General features: G+C 39.0%; 17 protein-coding genes. 10 read left to right on the top strand and 7 right to left on the bottom strand.

Annotated features, from left to right (window positions below; translation table 11 throughout):
- Positions 1-350 precede the first annotated feature (350 nt).
- The 8 genes from AB669_RS03930 (at position 351) to AB669_RS03895 (ending at position 13075) form a co-directional block, all read left to right on the top strand.
- On the top strand, positions 351-3416 hold the full coding sequence (locus AB669_RS03930) for a TonB-dependent receptor (protein WP_053058243.1): 3066 nt from the start codon (positions 351-353) through the stop codon (positions 3414-3416).
- 25 nt (positions 3417-3441) lie between these two features.
- Positions 3442-5067, top strand: coding sequence for a RagB/SusD family nutrient uptake outer membrane protein (locus tag AB669_RS03925; protein WP_047797979.1), 1626 nt, complete (start codon positions 3442-3444; stop codon positions 5065-5067).
- Between the two features lie 133 nt (positions 5068-5200).
- Entirely contained in the window at positions 5201-6859 is a 1659-nt protein-coding gene (locus AB669_RS03920; RefSeq protein ID WP_082120576.1) for an alpha-L-fucosidase, read from the top strand.
- Positions 6860-6946: 87 nt separating this feature from the next.
- Entirely contained in the window at positions 6947-9331 is a 2385-nt protein-coding gene (locus tag AB669_RS03915) for a beta-galactosidase (RefSeq protein ID WP_053058242.1), read from the top strand.
- Positions 9332-9383: 52 nt separating this feature from the next.
- The gene (gene fucP, locus AB669_RS03910; RefSeq protein ID WP_231582621.1) at positions 9384-10667 is read left to right on the top strand and encodes an L-fucose:H+ symporter permease; all 1284 of its coding nucleotides are present in this window, start codon (positions 9384-9386) and stop codon (positions 10665-10667) included.
- A gap of 2 nt (positions 10668-10669) precedes the next feature.
- Positions 10670-11032: an L-rhamnose mutarotase gene (locus tag AB669_RS03905; RefSeq protein WP_047797977.1), complete on the top strand. Its 363-nt coding sequence runs from the start codon at positions 10670-10672 to the stop codon at positions 11030-11032.
- Positions 11022-12050, top strand: a complete 1029-nt coding sequence (locus AB669_RS03900) for an aldo/keto reductase (RefSeq protein ID WP_156166667.1) — start codon at positions 11022-11024, stop codon at positions 12048-12050. The genes AB669_RS03905 and AB669_RS03900 overlap by 11 nt, the downstream gene beginning before the upstream one ends.
- Complete coding sequence (locus tag AB669_RS03895) at positions 12050-13075, top strand: zinc-binding alcohol dehydrogenase family protein (protein WP_047797975.1); 1026 nt, start codon at positions 12050-12052, stop codon at positions 13073-13075. The genes AB669_RS03900 and AB669_RS03895 overlap by 1 nt, the downstream gene beginning before the upstream one ends.
- A gap of 277 nt (positions 13076-13352) precedes the next feature.
- On the opposite strand, the gene AB669_RS03890 is transcribed toward AB669_RS03895, so the two are convergent.
- The 4 genes from AB669_RS03890 to AB669_RS03870 form a co-directional block, all read right to left on the bottom strand.
- On the bottom strand, positions 13353-14081 hold the full coding sequence (locus AB669_RS03890; RefSeq protein WP_047797974.1) for an SDR family oxidoreductase: 729 nt from the start codon (positions 14079-14081) through the stop codon (positions 13353-13355).
- Between the two features lie 88 nt (positions 14082-14169).
- Positions 14170-15081 (bottom strand): AraC family transcriptional regulator, encoded by a 912-nt coding sequence (locus AB669_RS03885; RefSeq protein ID WP_047797973.1) that lies wholly within the window; start codon positions 15079-15081, stop codon positions 14170-14172.
- Positions 15082-15115: 34 nt separating this feature from the next.
- Entirely contained in the window at positions 15116-15748 is a 633-nt protein-coding gene (locus tag AB669_RS21405; protein ID WP_156166651.1) for a TetR/AcrR family transcriptional regulator, read from the bottom strand.
- Positions 15749-16902: 1154 nt separating this feature from the next.
- Positions 16903-17796 carry an AraC family transcriptional regulator gene (locus AB669_RS03870; protein ID WP_047797971.1) on the bottom strand — a complete coding sequence of 298 codons (894 nt, stop codon included), beginning with the start codon at positions 17794-17796 and terminating at the stop codon, positions 16903-16905.
- Positions 17797-18000: 204 nt separating this feature from the next.
- Here AB669_RS03870 and AB669_RS03865 point away from each other — a divergent pair, with 204 nt between their 5' ends.
- Together AB669_RS03865 and moaA are read left to right on the top strand one after the other, a co-directional pair.
- Complete coding sequence (locus AB669_RS03865) at positions 18001-19050, top strand: NAD(P)-dependent alcohol dehydrogenase (protein WP_047797970.1); 1050 nt, start codon at positions 18001-18003, stop codon at positions 19048-19050.
- A gap of 9 nt (positions 19051-19059) precedes the next feature.
- Positions 19060-20040: a GTP 3',8-cyclase MoaA gene (gene moaA, locus AB669_RS03860; RefSeq protein ID WP_047797969.1), complete on the top strand. Its 981-nt coding sequence runs from the start codon at positions 19060-19062 to the stop codon at positions 20038-20040.
- A 398-nt stretch (positions 20041-20438) separates the two neighbouring features.
- On the opposite strand, the gene AB669_RS03855 is transcribed toward moaA, so the two are convergent.
- From AB669_RS03855 to AB669_RS03845, 3 genes are read right to left on the bottom strand one after another with little or no spacing between them, the layout of a single operon-like run.
- The gene (locus AB669_RS03855; RefSeq protein WP_047798080.1) at positions 20439-21518 is read right to left on the bottom strand and encodes an efflux RND transporter periplasmic adaptor subunit; all 1080 of its coding nucleotides are present in this window, start codon (positions 21516-21518) and stop codon (positions 20439-20441) included.
- A gap of 10 nt (positions 21519-21528) precedes the next feature.
- Entirely contained in the window at positions 21529-24723 is a 3195-nt protein-coding gene (locus AB669_RS03850; RefSeq protein ID WP_047797968.1) for an efflux RND transporter permease subunit, read from the bottom strand.
- A 12-nt stretch (positions 24724-24735) separates the two neighbouring features.
- Positions 24736-26052, bottom strand: coding sequence for a TolC family protein (locus AB669_RS03845; protein WP_197082330.1), 1317 nt, complete (start codon positions 26050-26052; stop codon positions 24736-24738).
- Between the last annotated feature and the right edge of the window lie 738 nt (positions 26053-26790).

The following is a 26790-nucleotide window of genomic DNA, read 5'->3' as shown; positions in this document are numbered from 1 at the left end:
GATAACAATGGATACAATTAGTCTATTTTTGCTATTTTTTACCTTTCATATGTCGGATTTGTGAACAAAAAAGTCTAATTGTGACAACAAACTTGGGTATATGGTCGCTTAGATTTGTATCAACGTGTAGCTAATTTGAATTATCCTTCAGAGTCGGCTAATAAAAAATAAACAACTAACCAAATATTCTATTATGAAACAGATCAAAGAAAACTCTTCTTAAAATATATACGTCTGGACGGTGCTCGGATGGTTTTCAACTTTTATTATTATACCCAAAAAATAAATTGCCTGGTTTGGCGAGGGTGTATGGTTTTGTCAAAAAATTATTGAATTAACTTATTTCAAAAATGAAAAGTAAATCAAAGATATCCAAGATCCTGATGCTGTTGTTATTGCAGTTTCTTGGAATACAATTGTTAGCATCTGCCGCTGAAATCGGTAGCAGATATTTACCTGCAAAGATTTTAATGCGAGAGATATCATTGTCAGGTAAAGTTGTTGATGCCAAAGGAGGACCCATTCCTGGTGTTAGTGTACTGATAAAAGGTACAAAGGCTGGTACGATCACTGATGCTAATGGAAATTTCAGTATTAGTGTTCCCAATGAGGAAACAATTTTAACATTCAGCTACACAGGATTTGAGAGTGTTGAACGAAAAGTCGGCGCAAACAAAGTAATGGACATTGTATTGCAGGCAAAGGACAATGATTTAGATGAAGTGGTGGTGGTGGGATACGGAACTCAAAAGAAGGTAAACCTAACGGGATCAGTTTCTTCTATTTCTGCTAAAGAAATTGCCAACAGACCTATCACTCAAGCGTCTCAAGCTTTGGCCGGCTTAGCAAGTGGCGTAACTGTTACTCAAGGAACGGGTAGACCGGGAAGTGATGGTGCAGGAATAAGGATCAGGGGAATAGGCACATTTTCGGGTGCAGGAAATAGCCCGCTAGTGCTTATTGATGGGCTTGCAGCTTCTCTGAATGATATTGATCCAAACAACATTGAAACGATTTCAGTTTTAAAAGATGCTGCATCGGCTTCTATCTATGGAACAAGGGCTGCCAATGGTGTTGTTCTTATTGAAACCAAGAGAGGGAAAAGTGGAAAAATGCAGGTCAATTATAACAATTATTTTGGATGGCAGCAGGTCACTGAAATGCCTGATTTTGTAGAGTCTGCAGTTTATGCAGAAATGAAAAATGAAGTGAGTCCAAATACATACACCGCCGCAGAAATTCAAAAGTTTCGGGATGGTTCTGATCCTGATAATTATCCAAATGTTCCGCATTTAAAAAATTTGTTAACCTCGAACAATGGTTTTCAGCAGAGCCATACGGTTAGTTTTAGTGGAGGGAATGATAAGAACTCCTACATTTTTTCGACTACTTATCTGAATCAGAATGGTATTGTAGCGAAAAACAGCTTTGACAGGTATAATTTTTTACTGAATTTTAATAGTCAGATTACCAATAACCTAAATTTAAAGGTGAGTACGAATGGGTTTACTTACAATGTGGATGAACCAAGACATTATGAAGGCGATATGTCTAATATGATTCGCTTCGCAGTACGTGAAGGTCCGGTATTTGCGGGACTTAAATCTGATGGAAGCTATGGCTATCAGGATAACTATAGCCCCGAGGCATGGTTAGCAACTGAATCATTTATCAACAGAAAAAATAAAAACTTTTTGGGTGGGGCGGAACTGGCCTGGTCACCTCTGAAAAATTTTACTTTAAGTGGAAAAGCAGGTTATAAATACCTGAATTATATAGATAACAGCTTTGTTTCTGATCTTCGTTTCAACAGCTCAAAGTTTATCGGTCCTAATAATCTGACCATTAATTCCGGAGACAATTCACTAGTTACCTTACAATCTTTGGCACAATATGCTAAAACTACGGGTAAACATAATTATACAATTCTAGCTGGCTATTCGCAGGAAGAATACAGAGAAGATGCTATGAGTGCCTTCAGAAGTGGTTTTCCAAATAATTCACTTTATGAGTTGAATGCAGCCTCTTCCAGCAATATGCAAAACTCAGGTTCTGGTTCTGAATGGGCGCTGAGATCTTATTTTGGTAGAATTAATTACTCTTTTGATGGGAAATACCTATTCGAAGCCAATGCAAGATATGATGGAACTTCTAGATTTCCAACAGACGGCAGATGGGGATTTTTCCCATCAATGTCTGCAGGATGGAGGATTTCAGAAGAATCATTTGTTAAAGATAATTTTAAATGGATCGACAATTTAAAGTTAAGAGCATCTTGGGGAAGGTTAGGTAACCAAAATATTGGAAATTACCCTTATCAAAACGTGCTTTCTTTAGGCCAGGATTACCCTTTTGGAGGAAGTATATCTTCGGGGGCGAGATTGACAACATTATCAAACGCAGCTATTAAATGGGAAACGACAACTGTAACTGATGTTGGTTTGGATCTGTCGATTTTTAATGGTAGGTTAAGCATGGTTGTAGATTACTTTAATAAGAAAACTACCGATATTTTATCACAGCTTACTGTTTCCAGTGTTTTGGGTTTAACCCCTTCAGAGGTAAATGCCGGAACGGTAAATAATAAAGGTTTTGAAGTTTTGTTGAACTATCAGCAACAAATTGGAAAAGTGAAAATTGGGTTTAGTCCAAACTTCTCTTACGTGAAAAATAGTGTTAGTGAACTTGCAGGAGGTATCACTGAAGATATTAATAGAGGCCTTTTTGTTGGCCAACCTATAAATGCGATTTACGGATTTGAAGCGGATGGACTTTTTGTAGATCAAAACGATGTGAACACCTATCCAAGCCAGCCATATTCGGCAGCCCCGGGCTTTGTACGCTATAAAGATATCAGCGGACCAAACGGAGTACCGGATGGATTGGTTAACGCTACCTATGATAGAAAAATTATTGGGTCAAGTTTTCCGAAGTTTTCTTACGGGGCGTCTCTTACTGCTGATTATGCAGGTTTTGATTTTTCTCTTTTACTTCAGGGCTTAGGAGGATACCAGCGATTAATGGGGCCATATCAGGCTTATGCATTTTATAATGGTGGTCAAATTCAGCAATGGCAGGTCGATAACCGATGGACGACGGCAAATCCTGATCGGAACGCAAAATATCCAAAGTTGAGCAATCTTAGCGGTGGTGCAGGTACCATTCTTCCTTCTACTTATTGGATGAGAGATGCGAGCTTTTTAAGGGTGAAAAACATTCAGCTAGGCTATACCTTCTCTAGTGAGCTGATGAAAAAAATAAAAATCGACAGATTAAAACTTTTTGTGAGTGGTCAAAATCTATTCACTTTCAAGAAATTCTACGAAGGATGGGATCCGGAGATGGATAACGGTGATTACAGTCCTTATTACCCAATCACTAGCGTTTACACTTTTGGTGCAAATATTAGGTTTTAGTTAAGCTGCAATAAAAATTATAACGATGAAAAATCAAATATCTAAATATATAGTTTCCTCAACCATTATTATGGTGGTTGTATCATTGACGATGAGTGGATGTAAAAAGGACTTTTTTGATAAACAACCTTTGGACAGGGTGTCGGATGCCACTTTTTGGAAGACAGAGGGTGATGCAAAGCTAGCCCTGACAGGGGTTTACAGAGCACAAAGCGGATGGGGAGGTCAGGATTGGTGGCATCCACTTTCCATGATGTGGCTGGATTTAATGGCAGGTAATGGATCTGAGAAAGAAATGTCTCCGGACAGGGTAACGGATGGATCACTTAATTCAGCATATTGGGTAACTTCCGGCTATTGGGATAATTCCTATCAACGGATTACAACCTGTAATAATTTTTTGGCTCACATTGGCACAGTAACCATGGATGAAAACGCTAAGAAAATAATGATTGCTGAAGTAAGAGCGCTAAGAGCTTATGAATATTTCAATCTGACGGTGTATTTTGGTGATGTGCCCTTGGTTAAAAATGTCCTGAATATAAGTGAAGCCAACTCCGTTTCCCGCGCATCGAAAAGCGAAATCTGGTCATTTTTAGAAACAGAACTTAAAGAGAGCGCTGCGGTCCTTCCTGTTACCAGACCTAACGCTGAAAGTGGCCGTTTCACTGCAGGGTCTGCATTGGCAGTTTTAGGAAGATTACAGATGTTTGAAAAAAAATGGAGTGACGCAGCAGTCACCTACAAGAAGATCATTGACAGCAAAGCTTATATTGTCCAAGATGACTTTAGCCAGCTTTTCTATATTTCAAATGAGTTCAGTAAGGAAATTATCTTGAGTACCCAATATATTCAGGATACTTATTCCCATCCGGTTCCTCAATATCTTTATCCAGAGGCTTTTGGTGGATGGCACCAGTTCTCCCCGTACAATGAGTTGGTGAAAGAGTTTGAATGTATTGATGGCAGACCAATTACGGAATCGCCCTTGTATAACACAAATACGCCCTATGCTAACAGAGATCCTAGGCTGGATTTTACGATCATGATATCTGATCGCTCTATGTTTAGAGGACAAACATATGTTTCAAGACCAGGCACATCCTCACCAGATCGTTTCAACAGGTATGGTTGGAGTGGATATTGTATCATGAAGACAATGGACCCCAGTTACACGGGTAATCTTCAGAATTCAGGTCAAAATGCAATTTTGATCAGGTACCCGGAAGTTTTGCTAGGTTACCTGGAATCAATGATTGAGTCTGGAGGAGGATTAACACAAAGTCTGCTTGACCAAACCATTAATGTGATTCGTAAAAGATCTTCAGTTAATATGCCAGCCGTGACGCAACTTGATCCTGCATCTTTACGGACAATTGTTAGACGAGAACGTCGGGTAGAGCTTGCTTTCGAAGGGATTAGATATTACGATATCCTGCGCTGGGGCATCGCTGCTGAAGAGCTTAATAAACAATTTACAGGAATGAAATTGACCAACACCCCCTCAACATATAGAGACTTTCCTGTAGATGATCAAGGTTATTTTATTTATCAAAAAAGAGCCTTTAAAAAAGGGATAAATGAGCTTTGGCCTATTCCACAAAAGGAAATCCAGGTAAATAAAAATCTTAAGCAAAACGCTGGTTATTAGATATATGGTGCATGTTGAACCATATTTCAATATGCACCCTATAGCTAATAAAATGATAGAGATGTCTATCATTTTATTAGCTTATTAAATAGAATATAAGCATAAAATAAATATTAGCTAAATACCTTTAAAAATGATTAATAGAAGAGACCTGCTTAAACATCTTGCTTTGGGTGTACCTGCTTTAGCATTAGGAAAAAACCTAAATGCTGCACAGAAAATCCTGGAAGTCCCTGGAATCGGATATATTCCTGGGCCATTTAAACCGAGCTGGGAGTCCCTGTCATCTTATCAAACCCCGGATTGGTTTCGGAATGCCAAATTCGGAATCTGGGCACATTGGGGTCCGCAGTGTCAACCGGAACATGGTGACTGGTATGCAAGGGAAATGTACATGGAGGGGAGCAGGCAAAATAAATATCACCTTGAAAAATATGGACATCCTTCAAAGTTTGGCTTTAAAGATGTGATTAATGAGTGGAAAGCTGAAAAATGGGATCCTCAAGAGCTTTTGAGTTTATACAAAAATGCAGGTGCAAAATATTTCATGGCTCTTGCTAATCACCATGATAATTTTGATCTTTTTAAAAGTTCCCACCAAAATAAATGGAATTCTACAAAAATTGGCCCTAAAAAAGATATCATTGAAGGGTGGGAAAAAGCTGCCCGTAGTAACGGAATGCATTTTGGCGTGAGCGTGCATGCAGCCCACGCATGGACCTGGATGGAAACTGCTCAAAGATCAGATTTGAAAGGCAATATGGCAGGCATACCTTATGATGGGAAATTAACGGCTGCTGATGGGAAGGGAAAATGGTGGGATGGCCTCAACCCACAGGATTTATATGCACAAAATCATGCTTTAAGTGAAAATAGCTGGGATAATAATTCTTCAGGCAAACAATGGGATTGGGGTAATGGCGCTTCCGTACCTTCAAAAAAATACTGCGAAAAATTCTATAACAGAACCATTGAACTCATAGATAAATATTCCCCGGATCTGATCTACTTTGACGATACTGCATTGCCACTTTGGCCGGTTAGTGATGTCGGATTGCGCATTGCATCTTATGCTTATAATAAAAGCATCCAGAAGAACAATAAACTGGAGGCGGTAATATTCGGTAAAATACTGGATAAGCAGCAGCGTAAATGCATGGTATGGGACATAGAACGTGGACATAGTAATGAAATAGAACCGCTACCATGGCAAACCGATACTTGTCTAGGTTCTTGGCATTACGACAGAACAGTTTATGAGAATAAGAGTTATAAAAGTGCAAAAACGGTGGTTCACACGCTTGCAGATGTTGTCAGCAAAAATGGCAATCTTTTGTTAAGCGTTCCTGTGAGAGGAAATGGAACAATAGATGAGATAGAGCGAAGCGTAATAGAAGAGATTGGAGATTGGATGAAAGTAAATAGTGAGGCTATATACGATACCCGTCCATGGAAAATTTTTGGTGAGGGGCCGTCCACTGAAAGCCAGCAGGCTTTAAAAGATCAAGGCTTCAATGAAGGCAAAAGTAAGCCTTTTACCTCGGCAGATATTCGTTTTACGAAAAAAGATAATACCATATATGCTATCGTAATGGGCTGGCCAGAGGGTGCTACTGTTCGAATCAAATCCATGAAAAGTGCAAGTCCGAATTTAGAAAAACCAGTTTCGAATGTGGTGGTTACGGGCTCTGCCGAGAAATTGACGTTCACGCAAGGTGAAAATTTTCTTGAAGTGAGTTTAGGTAATTTTAAACCAAAACACACTTATGCATTTTCGCTCAAAATATCATAGATGAATTACTAAAGTTTGAAACATAATAACAGCAAGACTAATCAAATAATTGTTGGGGATTTTGCTGTAACTAGAAAATAAATTTATATGAAGAAACTGATTTTGGCATTTGTGTTTTGTGTAGCGGCTTATTATTCAACACAGGCCCAAAATAACATAGAAAAAACAAATATAGGCGCCATCAAGACTGCTTCTGTTCAAACATCAGATTTTACGCTTGGACAAAATGAATTTCTATTAAATGGTAAACCGTTTCTAATTCGTGCAGGTGAACTCCACTTTCCTCGAATCCCCCGTGCTTATTGGGACCATCGCATCAAAATGTTAAAGGCAATGGGCATGAATACAGTTTGTATCTATCTGTTTTGGAATCTCCACGAGGAAAGAATGGATAGTTTTGATTTTTCAGGGCAAAAAGATGTAGCCGAATTTGTCAGGCTGATTCAAGCCAATGGAATGTACTGTATAGTAAGGCCTGGCCCATATGCTTGTGCAGAATGGGATATGGGTGGTTTACCTTGGTGGTTATTAAAGAAAAAGGATGTAAAAGTCCGTAGTAAGGATGATCCTTTCTTCATGGAAAGATCTGGTAAATATTTAAAAGAGGTTGGTAAACAGCTTTCTTCTCTTCAAATCCAAAAAGGGGGATCAATCATTATGGTTCAGGTAGAAAATGAATATGGTGCTTTTGGCAAAGATGGAGATTATATGGAAGCGACAAGAAAAAATGTGCTGGCTGCAGGCTTTGATCGGGTTCAGCTCATGCGCTGTGATTGGTCTTCGAATTTTAACAATTACCAAACTGCGCCAAGTGTTGCGGTAACATTAAATTTTGGTGCGGGATCAGATATTGATAAACAGTTTGAGCTTTTTAAAAAACTATACCCATCAGCGCCATTGATGTGCAGCGAATACTGGACGGGATGGTTTGATAATTGGGGGAGGCCTCATGAAACACGATCAATCAACAGCTTTATCGGAAGTTTGAAAGATATGATGGAAAGAAGAATTTCCTTTAGTCTATACATGGCTCATGGAGGAACGACTTTTGGACAGTGGGGTGGCGCAAACGCTCCGCCATATTCACCTATGGTCACCAGTTATGATTATGATGCGCCGATCGATGAACAAGGAAGGCCAACGGATAAGTTTTTTGCCGTGAGAGATCTTTTAAAGAATTATCTCAATCCAGGTGAAAAAATCGGTGTTATGCCAACCGCTTTAGAGGTTATCGAAATACCCAAAATCACCTTCATTAAGTCTGCCAATCTATTTGAGAATTTACCCCCCGCCCAAAAAAGCAAAAGCATTATGCCCATGGAGATGTTTGACCAGGGATGGGGAAGGATTAATTATCGAACCAATCTAACGGCTTCAACTGTTCCAAGAAAGCTAGTCATTACTGATGTACATGATTGGGCATCAATTTTTATCAATGGAAAATTGGTGGGTAACATAGACCGGAGAAGGGCAGAAAATACTGTGCAGATTCCTCCAGTATCTCGGGATGCTGTTTTAGATATATTAGTAGAAACAACAGGACGTGTGAATTTTGGTGAAGCCATTATTGATCGAAAGGGCATTACCCAGAAGGTAGAAATTTTTGAAGGGGATCGGTCTGAAGAATTAACCGAATGGTCTTGTTACAGTTTTCCGGTAGATTATGATTTTCAATCAAAAATGATTTTCAAGAATGAGCATGCAACTGGGCCGGCTTGGCATAAGGCTAACTTTAAACTTAGCAAAACTGGCGATACCTACCTGGATCTGAGCACTTGGAGCAAAGGGATGGTATGGGTAAACGGACATAATATAGGGAGGTTTTGGAAAATTGGCCCACAGCAAACGATGTTCGTTCCAGGGGTATGGTTAAAGAAAGGAATCAATGAGATTATAGTATTGGATCTTGAAGTACCAATTCAAAGCACAATGATGGGATTAAAAAGACCAGTTGTGGATAAAATTGTTCCAGATGCCTCACTTTTAGTGCGTAAAAACGGACAGAAACTCGACTTATCATCTGTGATACCTGTTCTGAAAGGCAAATTCGATGATCAGAAAAACTGGAAAGATATCATGTTAAAAAATATTACCATAGGAAGGTATTTCTGTTTAGAGGCTACAACTTCACAGCTTGATAAAGACATGACCAGTGCAATTGCAGAATTACAGGTCATGGATGCTGAAAATCATATGATATCCACTCAAAAATGGAAGGTAATTTACGCTGATAGTGAGGAAATGACAGCAGCCAACCATGCAGCAGATAGGATTTACGATAATCAGGAATCAACATTCTGGCAGTCTCAATACATTGGCGGTACTGTCCCACATCCACATCAGGTTGTGATTGATCTGGGAGCAGAATATCAAATAAAGGGCTTTAGGTATCTTCCAAGGAGTGATAAAAATAAATCCGGAATGATTAAGGATTATAACATCTATATCAGTGTTAGCCCTTTTAAAATGTAGTGGATCTATTTTACCATAATCACTGCCAGAAAATTAAGCGCCTAATTAATACATGAAGAATATATTTATGAATAAGAATAAAAACCAGTTTGCATTAATACTTGTAACTTCATTGTTTTTTCTATGGGGATTTGCACACAATCTCGATCCGATATTGATCCCCCATTTACAAAGGTCATTTGAGCTTACAACGGTTCAGGCAACGCTGATCGATTCCGCTGTTTTTGTAGCCTATTTCATTATGGCTATCCCCGCAGGTATGCTCATGAAGAGATTTGGATACAAAAGTGGTATCATTACAGGATTGCTCATTTTTTCGACCGGATGTTTTTTATTTGTTCCTGCAGCCGATGCCCAGTCATATCTGTTTTTCCTGGTTGCTCTTTTTGTTATCGCATGTGGACTGACCATTTTGGAGACGGCTGCTAATCCGTATGTTTCGGTAATTGGTGACCCCGCCACAGCTTCTTTCAGATTGAATCTTGCTCAATCTTTTAATGGTTTGGCTACTTCCCTTGCACCGATCATCGGAGCAAAATTTATTCTTGTCAAAGGTGTTTCAGATGACGTTCTTGGAAAGATGAGTTCAACCGAAAAGCAGTTCGCACTTGCAGCAGAAGCTCAATCGGTCAAGGCTCCTTATTTTATTTTAGGCACAATACTGCTCACTATCGCAGTTATTTTTGCCTTTACCAGGCTACCAAAGGGAAGTCAGGCAGAAGCACAAGAAAAGAAAGGAAACATACTGCAGGCATTTAAGTATCCCCAACTTCGTTGGGCTGTGGTTGCACAGTTTTTTTACGTTGGAGCACAAGTTTGTATACTGAGTCTTTTTATTCTTTATGCATCGTCATCGGCCGGATTATCGGGCGAGCGTGCAGCGCTGTATCTGGGGATATGCGGCATTGCTTTTATGGTTGGCCGTTTTGTAGGTACCTTTTTGATGCGTTTTTTCCAGAGCTACAATCTATTGGCGATATCTGCCCTAATATGTCTTTTATTATGTCTTCCAGCAATTTTTTGCACCGGGATGCTCACTATCTATTCAGTAATTGCGATTAGTTTTTTTATGTCTATCATGTTCCCTACCATATTTGCGCTCGGCATAAAAGGGCTGGGTAGCGATACCGCTTATGGAAGTAGTCTGATTATCATGTCTATAGTAGGTGGCGCTATTATTCCAAGGATTTTTGGATATGTCAGTGATGGAAGTGGAAATCTTCAAAATGGCTATATCGTTCCTTTGATATGTTTTGCTATTGTAGCATGCTATGGCTGGAAGGGGCATCGTCCTAATGAAACAAAAATTAAATCAAAACCTACCACAACTTTATAAAAATGAAAAAATATGCACTTGCCTTAGATCTCATTGATGATGATAGACTGATCAGGGAATATGAAGAACATCACAGAAATGGTTGGCCAGAAATCTCCCAAAGCATCATCGAATCGGGGGTTCTGTCTATGGAAATATATCGAACCTCCAATCGCTTGTTTATGGTCATGGAAACTACAGATGAGTTTACTTTTGAAAAAAAGAAATTACTTGATAAATCTAATAAACATGTTCAGGAGTGGGAGAGGCTTATGTGGAATTTCCAACAAGCGCTACCATGGTCTGACCCTGGAGAAAAGTGGGTGTTAATGAAAAGAATTTTTGAACTGGATTATGAGCAGCAAGCTATTAAAAATGACCGATAATTTAAATGCCAGTGTGCAGATCCCAAATATCGTATTTGGTACAAGTGGGCTTGGCAATCTTTACCAGTCACAATCCTTTGAATCTAAAAAGGAAATTATAAAGGCAGTCATAGAACATTCACGAGGTATTGCTTTTTTTGATACAGCGGGCAAATACGGGGCTGGACTTGCTTTGGAGGTGCTGGGACAAAGCTTGTCCGAACTCAATATTGATCCTCCTAAAGTTGTCATATCTAACAAGCTAGGTTGGTTTAGAACGGAGCTTTTATCCCCGGAGCCAACTTTTGAGCCAGGAGTCTGGAAAGATCTTAAATATGATGCAATCCAAAAAATTAGCTATCAGGGGATTTTGGAATGTTTTGAACAAGGCAATTGCCTTCTAGGTAAATATAACACAGAATTTGTTTCTGTTCACGATCCTGATGAATATCTGTCAGCTGCAAAAAATACTGAAGATTATCACAAACGTTATGATGATGTGCTTGAAGCTTACCGTGCATTGAAAGAATTAAAGGCTGCGGGAAGAGTAAAAGCAGTTGGAATAGGGGCAAAGGACTGGAAAATAATTGAAAAAATCTGCGCAGATGTTGATTTGGATTGGGTTATGATTGCAAATAGTCTAACCGTTCACTCCCACCCAAATGACCTGGTAGAATTTTTATCCTTATTAAACAAAAAAAATATACCAGTTATTAATTCTGCAATTTTTAATGGAGGTTTTTTAATAGGCAGCGACTTTTACAATTACAGATTTGTAGATGGGAGTAAATCTGCCGATCGGGCTCTGCTTAAGTGGCGTGAAGATTTCTTTGAGTTGTGTAAGAAATTTCATTTACTGCCAGCAGAGGTATGTTATAATTTTTCAACCCGTTTTCCAGGGATTAAGAGCATTGCAATGAGTACTTCAAAGGTTGAAAAGGTTGCTGTTAATATTGCAATGGCATCAGCTGAGGTGCCAAATGAATTTTGGGAAGAGATGGAGAGAATTGGATTAATAAATAATAAATTAAAAGTGTAATGATTGCATTAACTTGTATTGAGCCTGGCAAGCTTATGTTTTTAGAAAAAAAGTATCCATTACACAAAAAGGGATTCGCTATACTAAAAGTTCGTCGAATTGGAATATGTGGTACAGATTATCATGCCTTTTCCGGAAATCAGCCATTTTTTGAATATCCAAGGGTATTAGGCCATGAAATTGCTGCTGAGATTGTAGCAATTGAAGAAAACAGCCTATTTAAAATTGGAGATTATGTAGCAGTTTATCCATACTTTTCGTGTGGTAAATGTATTGCTTGCCGAAGTGGTAAAAATAACTGTTGTGAAAGCATCAGTGTATTTGGCGTGCATGAAGACGGGGGAATGCAGGAGTATATTTCCGTACCTCAGTCATCTCTAGTTCTGGGCAATGGCTTATCGTTAGATGAATTAAGCCTTGTAGAACCATTAGCCATAGGTGCCCATGGGGTATCATTATCACAGATTACCCAAGGTGAATATGTTTTGGTAATTGGTGCAGGTCCGATTGGGCTTGGAGCAGCAAAGCTTGCACAACTTTCTGGAGGAAATGTGATTGTGATGGATTTGAATGACGCGCGATTGAACTTTTGTAAGGAAAAATTAGCTATTCAGGAAACTATAAATCCATCTAATGAAGATGTTCAGCAGAGGTTAATGGAAATCACCAATGGAGATATGCCAACTGTTATCATAGAATGCAGCGGAAACGTTAACGCGATAAATGGCGCCGTGCCATTACTCGCTCATGGTGGTCGATTGATTTTGATCGGCCTCCAAAAAAAGGATATCATAATCAGTCATCCGGAATTCCATAAGAGGGAGACAACAATGAGAAGCAGTAGAAATGCATCACACGAAGATTTCCGTAGTGTTATTACATATATCCAGAAGGGAATTTTAAAACCCGCAGATTTCATTACACATAAGCTTTCTTTTATTGATGTTCCTCAAACGTTTGATGTATTGCTCACATCGCAGTCAGAGGTAATTAAGGCCGTGATTAATTTCGATCAAATAGATTAATGCTTTTTGTGATGAAGGCATCGATTGATTTGCAAATGATAATTCCCATTTATTATTCTGATATTGGCTATATTGGTTTCTAGCCAATTCTGTTTCAATTTTTCTGCTTTCAAGAGAACCGTCATTGCTGCAATAATTGCAAATGTAAATCTCCGGTTTAGTGAATCCTAAAATAAATAGGAAGGATAGAACTAATTATCCTTACCTATTTATATAAACGCAACGCTAAAATCTATTCTCCCAGATATGTGACGCTTCAAGATACGTATCTTGTTGGTCAGGATTTAGGATTCATTTGATTAAATATCCCTTGAAGCGTTTCCTGTCCGGCCTCACTCATCTTTACACTAAATCCATGAGAAATGCTTTGTTTTCCTTCTTCCAGTTGTTTGAAAACTGATTCAATAAAAGCACTTACAGGTTCCCACATATCATGTAGCCCTTTGCCGCCAAGATCTGTATTTAATGCGGGAGGAATAATTTCGATCACCTCAATAGGCGTATTGCTTAGTAAATACCGCAGTGAAAGGGTAAAAGAGTGAAAAAAAGCTTTTGTAGCACAGTATACTGGGACTGTGGTTAATGGACTAAAGGCTAACCCTGATGTTACATTAATTACCGTATTAAGTGAATTCAAACCTTGGAATAAAGTGATCAGTTGTATTGGGGCTTCAACATTTATTTTAATTTCCTTTTTAGCTTTGCTAAAAAAATCTGAATCTTCGATGTTCATCCAATTTTGGATCCCTGCATTATTCACCAAAACATTTAAATCGCCATGCTCCTTGGCCACCCAATCGTATAATGCTATTCTCTGGTTTTCATCTTCTAGGTCGCACTGCTTTATGATTACTGAAGGTAGCTTTTTAGCAGCTTCCTCAAGCGCATCCTGACGTCTGCCACAAATAATTACTTGGTTTCCTTCGGCAATGAAACGCTCAGCTAGACCAAAACCAATTCCGGAAGCACCGCCTGTGATTAAAATTTTGTTGTTACTTATTTGCATGTTAAATGATTGTTTAGATTATCAAATGTCAATATCTCAACAGCAACTTTTTTGTAAAATACAATACAGTTCCGGTATAATGCAATCCTTATATACTGCGATAGTGAAGAGGTGGGTAACCAAGCTGCTTTTTGAAGAATTTTGAAAAATGGGAACCATCCTGAAAACCCAGTCCGTATGCGATTTGCGAGATGCTCCAATCATCATATTTTAACAGTATTTTTGATTCCTTTAGCATCCGCTCATTGAGCAGCTCTGTAGTTGATTGCCCTGTTGCTTCTTTAAGCTTTTTATTAAGATAGTTAACATGTATGCAAAGTTTCTTCGCATAATCTCTAGGTAACTTCAATACCAACCTGTCAAGGGGAAGGTTAATAGAGAACTCTTGCTCCATTAGTTGCAAAAAATGTTGGTAGATATTTCCTTGCGTACCAAGAACTGGTTTGTTCGTAATTTCAGGAAGTAACTTCTGCCCATAATGAACCAACTGTATCAGATAAGTTCTGATCAGATCATATTTGTAAGCATATTCAGAATTAATTTCCTGGCGCATAAGTTCAAAAATTGATTCAATTTCAGCTTTCTGTTCGATAGTGATATTAAACACAGGGTATAGGTTTGAACTGAAAATAGGCCATTTAGATGCTGATGTATTGCCATAGCTGTTTTTTACAAAGTCAGTACTAAAAATACAAAAATAACCAGCCTCTTCAAGCTCAGTGAAATCAAACTGATATGGATTGGTAGGGTCTGCAAATAGCAATCCATGATGTTCAACGTTAATTTCTCGGTCTGCATATTTAACCAAAGTACGACCTACCAAAAGTGCGACTTTATAAAATGTTTTTCGATTATAAAACATCTTCGCATCATCGGGCTTGAGATGATTTAAATCTTTAATCCTAAATACGTTGAAATGACCAATCTCTGAACAAATTCTATCAGGTTGTGGCGATAACGTCTTATTGTAGAAATCCTTTAACGATGTTGGCTTGATCATATTATAAACTAGTTATAAAGGTTAAATTGAAACTTTATTTTTTCTCGGAGGCCAATTCCTTATCGGCACAAGAATTTAAAAGATAGGACTGAAAATCTATTGCAGAAATTTTAAGTTCACATATTTTTAGTCGATTTTCTATTGTTGAACCCGCCAGAAGTAATTCTTTGTTTTTGTAGAATATCTCTTTAATAGTACCGCCGAGTGCGTATACCATCAGGAGTGGGTTGAATTCAAATTTAACATGCCTGAAATCATTTTCCTGATCAAATAAAGACAGCAGCGTCTCCATTAGCGTCTTATGAGATTTCGTAACCGAGTTTTTTGATTGATCATACGCCTCGCCCATGGTCATCCCTTCCTGAAAAAAAACATAGGTACTATGGGTGTTTTCAAACACATGTTCCGTCACGAATTTCATAATGCTGGAGATTTTGCTTAACGGTGGCTGTTCCTTAGAAAGCGTCTTTTCTATGAAGTTAAGAATAGGGGCATAATAGGTACGAAGTATTTCATGCAATAAAAAGTCTTTTGAGCTGAAATAATAGCCTATCATTGCACTGTTGAGATTCGAACTTTTAGCAATATCCCTTATAGAAATATTTCCATATCCTTTTAAGGCAAATAGCCGCGTCGCATGGTCCATTAAATGTTTTCTCTTATCCACTTTATCCTTTTTTTTAAGCTCGTTGTTGAGTGATGCTAATGGTTCTTAAAATTTGTTAGGTACAAAAATAAGAAAATTATTTTCAATCAAACGATTGATTAAATAAGGCTTTAAGCGCTAATTCCCATACACATACTGACGTTTTATTGACAATTTAGCCATCATGTTAAGCATAGTACTTCGAGCAAGTAACCTATTAGATAACCTGACACTTGAAAATCCTGTCGTAGCCTGTTTCATAAAATTCCCGCTGATTATTGAACTGGAAGAATATAAGATGATCAGTTTATTTGGCGATTACCTTACTGCTCGGGCGGAATGTTGGATAAGTCTCCTTCATGTACGGCATATCGCGAAATTGAAAATATAGTTAGTTTATATTTAGTGCTACAATTGAGCTCATATTGGATCATGGTGTTGTCAATACGTGTTACTTAATGGGGAAGACATCTTTTAATAAAGATTTATTTTAACCGGTTTGAATACGACCCAATAAAATTGATCCTCCTAAAAGATACTAAATATGCGGTGGTGGGGAGAGGATCGCTGGTTAATGGGAATGTTTCTTTCATTGTTAATGGTAACGATCAGTTGACCGCAGTACAAATGGCATAGTTTGTGTCGATAAGCCATGTACTGTAAAATTTAGTCATGAAAAAGAGATCGTTAATTTACTTCGGAACAATAAGGCGCGATTCCCCGTCATACCAAGGTAACCAAGTAATGGGGGGTACATCTGTACAAGTCCTCCTTAATTCATTAACAGTTAATCCGACATCCAGTCCTTAATTCAATTGAACTTTAAAAGCTCCTGAATTACCAGTAGTGGTTAAGGCAGATATATGAATAATACTTTGTTGCTAGATATTAATTTTTGATGGGTTTCTATAATGAGTTGTGCTTGAGTGTTGAATAATAGTCCCATTATTTTCAATAACAGGAGCATTAGCCATATTGGCATGCAAATCATTAGTGACCGGTGAGTGTTAAAGGCTGAAATGGAACTTGAAAAACACAATGGCACATAGGCAGTTTTAAACTCTGTGGCCACAGCGTGTTAATACTAATTATAAAATCCGCTTCTTATATATGGAAGCGGATTATCCCTTAGTAAAGAATTTCATTAACATATATTGTTATTTGAGATAACAGGTTTAATTCAGCCTTCGATAGTCTAACGGAGCCACACCCACTTTTTGTTTGAAGACTCTTGTAAAATGTTGAGGATATCTAAAGCCTAACTCATAGGCAATTTCACTTATGGATTTCCTTGGATCGAACATTTTTTCTTTTGCTATATCCAACATCTTATTCTGAATATGATCAGATGCTGACATACCAGTTTCTTTTTTGATTAGATCACCAAAATAGTTAGCCGATAAATTTACCTTTTCTGCGCAATAACCAACAGTGGGTTGACCGTTTAATTGCAATTCTACTGATGCAAAATAATCATTTAATACTTTTTCAAATCGTTCTAAAATCCCCTTGTTCACTACATCTCTGGTGATGAATTGTCTATCATAAAAACGGATACAATAATTAAGGAATAGCTCAATATTGTTAACGATCAAATTTTTGCTGTGTTTGTCTATTGGGTGTTGTAGTTCAGTTTCAATCTTGCTTATGCAGTCCTGTATTACCTTGCGCTCTGACTCTGATAGGTGTAGTGCCTCAAATATTTCATAAGAGAAAAAGGTGTAGTCCTGGATCTTACGCCCCAGCGTAGTACCTCTGATAAAATCAGGGTGAAATACAAGAGCCTTGCCCTTAGGTTGGAAATACTCTTTGCTTTCTCTGCCAATCACCTGATCACGTCCTACAAACACCATTGTGCCTTCATCATAATCATAATAATTACAGCCATATCTAAGATCGCCACATTTAACTTCTTTTAGAAAAATGGTGTAAAATCCAAAACGTTGCCTATGGTGCGTACGGGGATTTGCTTTGGATAGATCCACTATATTTACAAGGGGGTGTGGCGTTGGGTTGTTATTATAATCATTGTACTGGGCAATTGTATCGAAGTTAATCAGCTCTTCCATCTTGTCTATTTTTTTGTTATACAAAACTAGCAATTGTTTTATACCTCGAGATACAAATATTTACCAATCAGTAATATTGGTATGTAATGCAGTGATATGTATAAGAGATATGGTGAACTCAGTCTGCAACTTTGTAGGTGAAATAAAGTATGTGATCGATTTAGAAACTTTTAAATAACAAACCATAATAAATAACTAATTGATATGAAAACACAAGAAGTAAGAGCATACGGGACATCGGCAGCATCTGAGCCGTTAAAACAGATGAACATTAAACGCAGGGCAGTTCAGGCTCATGACGTGGAATTTGAAATATTATATTGCGGCATTTGCCACTCTGATCTTCACCAGATCCATAATGATTTTGGAGGCACTATCTTTCCAATTGTTCCCGGACATGAAATGGTCGGTAGGGTTACCGCTATTGGAGCGCATGTCAAAAACTTTCAGGTAGGAGATCTGGCTGCAGTAGGTTGTATTGTTGACAGCTGTGGTCACTGCGAATATTGCGAAGACGGAATAGAGCAGTTCTGCGATGAAGGGGCAACCTTCTCTTTTAATAGCGAAGACAAGGATTTGGGTGGAGCTACATTTGGTGGCTTTTCTAAAACTTATGTTTGCAAAGAAGAGTATGTTTTGCATATGCCAGACTTTAAGGATTTGGCAGCTGCTGCGCCATTATTATGTGCTGGTATTACGGTATACTCACCCCTTAAACACTGGCAAGCAGGCCCAGGTAAGAAGGTAGGCATTTTAGGGATTGGTGGCTTAGGACACTTGGCCATAAAAATTGCCAAAGCTATGGGTGCGCATGTTACTGTTTTTACTACTTCTCCTGATAAAGTTGAAGATGCTAAAAGGCTTGGTGCGGATGAAGCAGTTTTATCTTCTGATCCTGACCAAATGGCAAAATATACCAAAAAACTTCATTTTATTTTAGATACTGTATCTGCTAAGCATGATGTAAATGCTTATCTTAACCTTTTACGTCATGACGGAAGTGTTGTCCTTGTTGGATTGCCGCCAGAGCCTCTTGAAATTGGTGCTTTCAATGTCGTAATGGGTAGACGCAGTTTTGCAGGTTCTAATATTGGAGGTATTGCAGAAACTCAGGAGATGCTTGAATTCTGTTACGAGCATAACATTACTGCTGAAAGCGAACTGATCCACATTCAGGATATTAATAAAGCATTTGAACGACTTGAAAAGGGAGATGTAAAATACCGGTTTGTTATAGATATGGCCTCTCTTTAAATTAATATTATGATCGAAGACTCTTTTGGACGTGTACATGACTACCTGCGGATATCACTCACTGATAACTGTAATTTCCGCTGTTTCTATTGTATGCCTGAAGAGGATTACGATTTTACTCCTGCATCCAGGCTAATGCAGCCAGATGAAATTTTAGCGGTGGCCGAAATCTTTGTAGCACAGGGTGTGAAAAAGATCAGGTTGACAGGCGGTGAGCCATTGGTACGCAAAGATGCCCCGCTAATTATTTCTGAATTAGGCAAACTCCCCGTAGAACTGGTTATTACCACCAATGGCACAAGAATAGCCGAAATGCTCCCCGTACTGATTTCAGCAGGTATAAAAACTGTTAATGTGAGTTTGGATACTTTACAGCGGGAAAAATTTTTACTCATCACCAGACGCGATGCATTTGAGCAGGTACGCGAAAATATTAACTTGCTATTGCAAAATCACATTTCTGTGAAAATAAACATGGTAGTGATGAAGGGACTCAATGACAATGAAATTAAGGACTTTATTAGCTGGACAAAAGGTCTGGCAATTGAGATTAGATTTATTGAGTTTATGCCTTTTACCGGAAACAAATGGACCAGTAATAAGATGTTTTCACTTGAAGAAATTTTATCAGTGATTCAGCAGGATTTTGCTGTTTTTCCTGCTAAGGGAAATCCCAATGATACGGCCAAGCATTTTACAATTCCTTCACATAAAGGTTCATTCGCAATCATTAGTACTATGACCGCCCCTTTTTGCAGTACCTGTAACCGAATGCGATTGACAGCTGATGGCAAACTTAAGAACTGTCTGTTCAGTGAGCAGGAAACTGATCTGCTAACCGCTTTAAGAAATAAGCAACCAATTCTTCCATTGATCCAGGCCTCGATCTGGAGTAAGAAAAAAGAACTAGGTGGACAGCTTAATAAACAATTTGATCAGATTAATGTCCAGGATATTCATAACCGGAGCATGATTACAATTGGAGGATAATTAATAGATCAAGATAAGAATTGTAACAATTGATGATAGAGCGAGTACCAGTCTTCCAAGTATAGATATTTTGTATATTTCATAACAACTTATAATACAGAGTAATAACAACTGTTAAACAGTTAAATGACATGAGAGCCAGCGGCACTATAAGAACTTTCTTTGTATTGGGAAGCTTATTTCTGTTTGCGGCTATAATTGCATTTGCGTCTGACTTATCACAAAATGGAAGTCCAATAAAACTTGCTAAAGAAAGCAGTTCAGATAGTGAAATATAATTTATTCTTTCTTTTTGCCGTATTTATCGATCCAGAACTGATCATACTTTACTTATCTCTGGAATAGGAACGAGTTCCAGAGATAAGTGTATTCAAAAGCAGTATCGATATATTGTATTATCAGCGAATAGGGGATCCGTCCCTTAGCTCGTCATTTGCTTTGGCTACCAGTATATCATCATCTGCCAGAAGATCATTGAAAACCTCTACTTTATCATTGCTTTCAAGGCCAAGATCCACCTTTATTCGTTCTGCTTTCCCATTTTTAGACCTAATTATAAAAGTACCTTCGCTATTGGTAATTACTGCGGCGCTTGGTACCATAAATATATCCTTGTTACTTTTTAAAGGCAGCAGCACCTCGGCAATCATTCCAGGAAGTAAAGCTTTAGTATTATTTGCAACATCCAGTTCAATACGCTGTGAACGAAGGCGTGAATCCAGAGCACCTGACATGCGGCTTATTTTTGCAGTGAATTTTTCACCTTTAAGCGAGGTTATCCGGAAAGCTAGTTCATCACCAGTTTTTAAATAACTGGTATAGGCATCGGGAATAGATACGGCCAACCTGAGTTTTTTGTTGTCCTGCACTGTGAGTAAAGGAACCTGTCCACCTTGTGCGACATATGCGCCAACATTTAAATTTCTTGAGGTCACTTTACCTGAGAAAGGCGCTCTTATTTGAAGGTAATTTTTCATCACCTGCACTTCGCGATATGCAGCCCGGTTTGCCTGTAGTTGCGCATGATCTGTATTTTTCCTCGATAAGGCCGTTTCCAAATCGTTTTTTGAAATAGTCCCCTCTACTTTGCTGGTTTCAAGAATACGCTGATAAGTACTATTGCTTGCCGTGTAGATTGCCTGTTGAGCACTGAGCCTGGATTCAGCGGCTGCGAGTTGAGCGCTGATTTCCGGTGCTTCCAGTTCCACAAGCAGTTGCCCTTCACGAACATCCGATCCAATATCCACTTTTAGTGATTTAATATAACTGTTTACCTTGGCATATAGATCCACCTGACGAAAACCAGTAAGCTCGGCAGGCAAAGTGATCGAAGAGTTCACTGCCTGTTTTTTTAGTACAAATGTTGGCATTTTTTCAACTATGGGCGCTGTAGTGGCGCTTTTATCCTTGTTTTCACTGCTACAAGCCGCAAGTAATAGGATTAAAAATATGGCTGATAAGCCTTTATAAGATTTCATATATAATTTATTAAGCTGTTCTATCGTAAAATTTGCTTTCTGAATCATCCGGGTCTAGAGAAACTGAGTTAATCGTAGTTTTTTCCTGCAGCCAGGCAAATATTAGCGGCAATACTATTAGTACCACAAAAGTGGAGAATGTAAGACCTCCAATTACCGCTCTTCCAAGTGGAGCGGTCTGTTCGCCACTTTCCCCATGTCCGATGGCCATTGGAAGCATTCCCGCGATCATTGCTAAACTGGTCATTATGATTGGGCGCAGCCTTAAAGATGCAGCTTCACGTGCTGCCGATAACGCATTTCCACTTTTCAGCCTTAGCTGTTCTGCATTGGTGATCAGAAGAACTGCATTGGCGATAGAAACCCCTACTGCTAAGATAATTCCCATATAACTTTGCAGGTTCAGTGTCGAGCCTGTAGCGAGTAGCATTAACAGTGAACCTAGTACAACCGCAGGAGCTGCAGTGAGTACAACAAAAGAGACCTTGAAAGACTGAAAGTTTGCAGCAAGCAGTAGAAAGATAACTATGATCGCAACAAGCAGACCTGACTGAAGGCTAGATAAGGTTTCTGTAAGTACGGTACTTAAACCTATTGGCTCTACAAATAAGCCCCTTGGTAATTCTCCTAAACCTGCGATTATTTTTTTAACATCTTTTGTTGCAGTTCCAAGATCTGTATGGTCAATGTTAGCTGTTACAGAAAGATAAGGCATGGTACCAAGGTTGTCATTCTCTCCATTGGTCGTTCCCTCTGTTATCGAAGCCACATCTGATAAGACAGGCCTGGAGGAGTTATTAAGTACCGGAATCTCACCAATATTCTGCTGTCCGGACATTTTATTTAATGGAATCTGTACCTGTACGCTATAAGACAGGCCAGCTTTCTCATCTACCCATATGTTTTTCTCTGTATACCTGGAAGAAGAGGTAGAAGCAATTAGTGAACGCGAAATTTGGCTCATGTCTACTCCTAACTGTGATGCTCTTGTTCTGTCAATATCGATATTGAGCGCAGGATAGGTGATTGACTGGGCAATCTGGATGTCCCGGAAGTAGCGTATTTTGCTCAAAGCCTCCACGACTTTTTTCGCATATTCTGCATTGTTCTTTTTATCCTTTCCGGCAAATCTTATTTCAATTGGAGTTGGTGATCCCTGACTAAGGATTTTATCGGTCAATTCGATAGGTTCGAAGGAGAGTTTAACTTTTGGTAGCCTTTTTAGAATCCGCTTCCTTAATTCATCTTTGAACGCATCCATGTCTGTATGCATGTCTTTTAAGGCTACCTGGAATACTGCTTCGTGTGAGCCAGCCATAAAAAGATAAATCGGAGAAACCGAAAACTGTGAAGGATGCATCCCTACATAGGTAGAAGATATTCCTACATGTTCTTTTCCTGCAACACTATCAATCTCTTCAAGTATTTTCAGTGACATCTCTTCAGTACGCTCCATTCTTGTGCCTTCGGGAGCCCTCAACCGAAGTTGAAACTGGCTGGAATTGACTTTTGGAAATACATCTCTTCCAATTACGTTCATCATCACTACTGCCAGCACGCAAACTACAATCAAATAAGCAATAGAAGTTGTTTTCCTTACCTTCAGTAGTCTATCGGTCATTTTTAGAAACGAGGTTTTGAACTTCTCGAAACGACTTATTTTTTTGTCCTCATGAAGATCTTCACTTTCTGAAGGCCCACTTTTTGTTTTGGTATGTGTTTTTCCGGGATGAACTTTCATTAGCCAATTTGCCATTACAGGTACAAAGGTTTGTGACAACAAAAAGGAGGTAATCATCGAAAATCCAATGGCTAGCGCAAGGGGTAAAAAAAGCGCACCAGGTATTCCTGACATGGTAAATGCCGGGGCAAAGATTGCCAAAATACAGATCAGGATCAATAATTTAGGTAAGGCAATCTCGGCACAGCCATCAATAATGGCTCTCGCCTTGGATTTGCCCATATCCAGGTGTTGGTGTATATTTTCTATGGTAACTGTACTTTCATCAACCAGGATTCCAATAGCCAGCGCAAGTCCGCTTAAGGTCATCAGGTTAATGGTAAAGCCAAATAATTTCAGGAACAGTACACCCGATATAATTGAAATGGGAATGGTCAGAATTACAATAAGTGCTGCCCTTCTGTCTCCTAGAAAAAGCACTACCATGAGTCCGGTGAGTATAGCACCAATTACACCTTCAGTAATCAGGCTTTTAACGGAATTGATAACATATACTGACTGATCAAATTCATAGGATACTTCCACGTCCTCGGGCAATGTGTTTCGGATACGGGGAAGGCTTGCTTTCAAGTTTTTTACCACTTCCCATGTAGAAGCGTCCGCGGCTTTGGCGATACTTAAGTATACTGAGCGCTTTCCGTTTACCAAAGCAAACCCTTGGGCTATGTCTGCACCGTCTTTAACCCTGGCAACATCTCCAAGAGTAACATTGGCCACACCATTTCTGAATAACGGTATTTTTTCAAAATCCTTTAGATTTTTGATGGTGTTGTTTGTAGGAGTGATATAGTTAATGTCTCCAACACGGACATTTCCCGAAGGTGCTGTCTGATTATTTAGTCGGAGCGCTTCAACGATCTGGTCAGTCGTTAGGTTCTGTGCACGAAGTTTTCCAGGGTCAACATTAATTTCAATCGTTCTTGGGCTACCTCCAAATGGCGGAGGAGCAAGCAGACCTGGGATTGAGGTAAAAGACGAACGCACATATACGTTTGCCAGATCCTGCAGTTCATTATTGGTACGTGTTTTACTACTTAGCACAAGTTGCCCGACTGGAAGCGATGAGGCATCAAAACGGATTACAAATGGAGGTTGTGATCCGGGGGGAAAATTTGTCTGTGCTCTTGAAGTCAGGGCAGAAAGTTCTGCGGCTGCCTGAGCCATATTAGTTGTCTCATAATAGGTAACCTTCATCAAAGTCAATCCCTGAATATTCTTTGTCTCAATGGATTTTACCCCATTGGCAAACAGAAGGGCTGCTACATAATTTTTGGCGAAGAAAGCTTCCATCTGATCCGGTGTGTAGCCTCCAAATGGATGGGCAACATAGATTACCGGCAAATTCATCTGTGGTAAAATATCTACTTTGATGACTTGGATAGAACGGACACCAAAGAAGAAAAGGCCAGCGACCAATACCAGTATGGATATCGGTTTTCGTAACGCAAAGCGAATTAAGTTCATTTGTATATATAGTTAAAGTTCATTATTGAATAAGTCAAAATCACCGGTGGAAGCAGCTTTCATCAGTAGCGCTTGCCAGACATTGGTAAAAGCGATATCCCGATCAGTTTCCGCCCTATTCAGGGTGAATAATGCTGTTGTCAGGTCAGTTAAAATAGAGAGGCCATTATTATATAAAGTTTGTCTTTGCCGGTAAGCTTGTTGGGCAGCTCTGACTTGTAACGGCGCCTGATTATAATTTTGCAATGCGAAATCAAGTCTGGCTGTTGCTGCATCATCGCGATTGCGAAGTTCGTTATTGACCATTTGATACTCATCTTTAAGACCTTGTGTAATCAGACGTTGCGATTCTGCTTTCTTTGATGACCTCAAAATTGACGTTAGATTCCAAACCAGTCCCGCGCCTAAAAGGTAATTTTGACGCATTGGTCTGATGCCATCCAAATAGTTTCTTGTATAGGCAGACTGATTTGAAGCATAATCAGCACTAAAGCCTGACCCCCGGCTCTGCAAGACGCCAAAAAGGTTAATGGTAGGCATAAATTCTTTTTTGAAAAACCTTTCCTGTTGTTCGCTCAAGGAAATGCGGCTTTGGAAAAACTGCCTTGTTGGATGGTTAATACTTTCGCTGGTGCTATTAAGCGTTGCTAGTGAGGCAGGTATTCGCGTTACAAGAGTAGTGTCAGTGATGATCTCAGATGGTGGCCCGCCCATCAACTGCGTAAGTTCGTTATTCTGAATTTTTACCTGCTCTTTTGTCTGGTTTAGTGTTATTTTAGCTCTAGATACCTCTGCTGCTGCAACTGTAGAATCCACCCCTGGCAGCAGTCCGCTTTTAACTCTGGCTGCAGCACTTTTAAGAAAAATCATTGTACGTTGGAGGTTCTTTTCCTGTGAACGCAGTAATCGCTGACTAGCCAAAAGATTCAGATAGGCACCCGCGATGCGCACTTTGTGTTGGAACAACTCTTGCTGATAATCTTCCTCCAGGCGCTTGGCATCAGCCTGGGCAACATTAATTCGTTGCCTATTGCGTCCAAAAGTAAAGACATCCCAATTTGTATTAACAAGGTATAAGGCGCCAAATGCGCTATTCCAGTTTTGCTGTGCTAAAGGAAGGCCCGACGACGCTACCCCAAGTCCACCCAAACCGTAGAGGGGACCGTTCTGGCCATTTACTGTTCCATAATCTTGCTGGGCTGATAGATTGAGGTTAGGAAAGAACTCACGTCTTATCTGAGCGATGGTTATTTGGGCTGCTTCAGCATATTTAGCTTTAGCCTTTACCATTCCATAGTTGGCAGTACCGGTTTGAATAGCACTTTTCATTGATAGTGTCTGTGCCTGCGTACCATCAGTAAAAAATAGTGACCAGCAAATAATACTTATTATAACCCAACCGGTTTCTCTTAGCGGTAACTTTATTTGGGAAGGTGAAATTTGTCTACCAGTAAAGCAAAGTTTCCCTCGCACTTCATACCTAAGTTTAGAATTTTTGATTCGAATCATCATTGTAGTAAGTGTCATATAATGGCCAATAGGCCTCTTATTTTTCTACCACAAAAATCTTGTATAATTTACAATGGATTGTTATACCTATCACTGCATTACATACCAATTTTACTGATGCGAAAAAACCTTGATTTCGGAATTGGATCAGGAAGAAACGCATAAAAGGGCAATTTTATTAATGATTTTGAGCAATCGACGTTTCAAAAAGCGATGCAACCATTAAAAAGCAGCTACTGCAGAAGTAGCTATCATCCAGCTCATAGTCCCGGAGTGCTATTATCGAAATAAAAAAGTAATAATGTTGAAAAAGTGGATGTCATGCAATACTGTATGACATATCAATATTAATGATGAATTGTTCAGGCAGTATGGTTTTTAAGCAATTTAATAAGTTTAATCGTGTCTTGTCTGTTGAGAAAAGATCTCAAGAAATGGGTTCAATCAAAGTTGTATAGATCGGGTTAAGCCTGGTGCTAGTAAATATTGATTCACTGATTCAAAGCGTCCCACACTTTAAAGAAGGTAAGGTCCAATTACCCGAACTCCTAGAGGAAT

It is taken from the genome of Pedobacter sp. BMA, from assembly GCF_001027745.1.
GTDB lineage: Bacteria > Bacteroidota > Bacteroidia > Sphingobacteriales > Sphingobacteriaceae > Pedobacter.
This window is presented reverse-complemented; position numbering and strand designations above follow the sequence as displayed.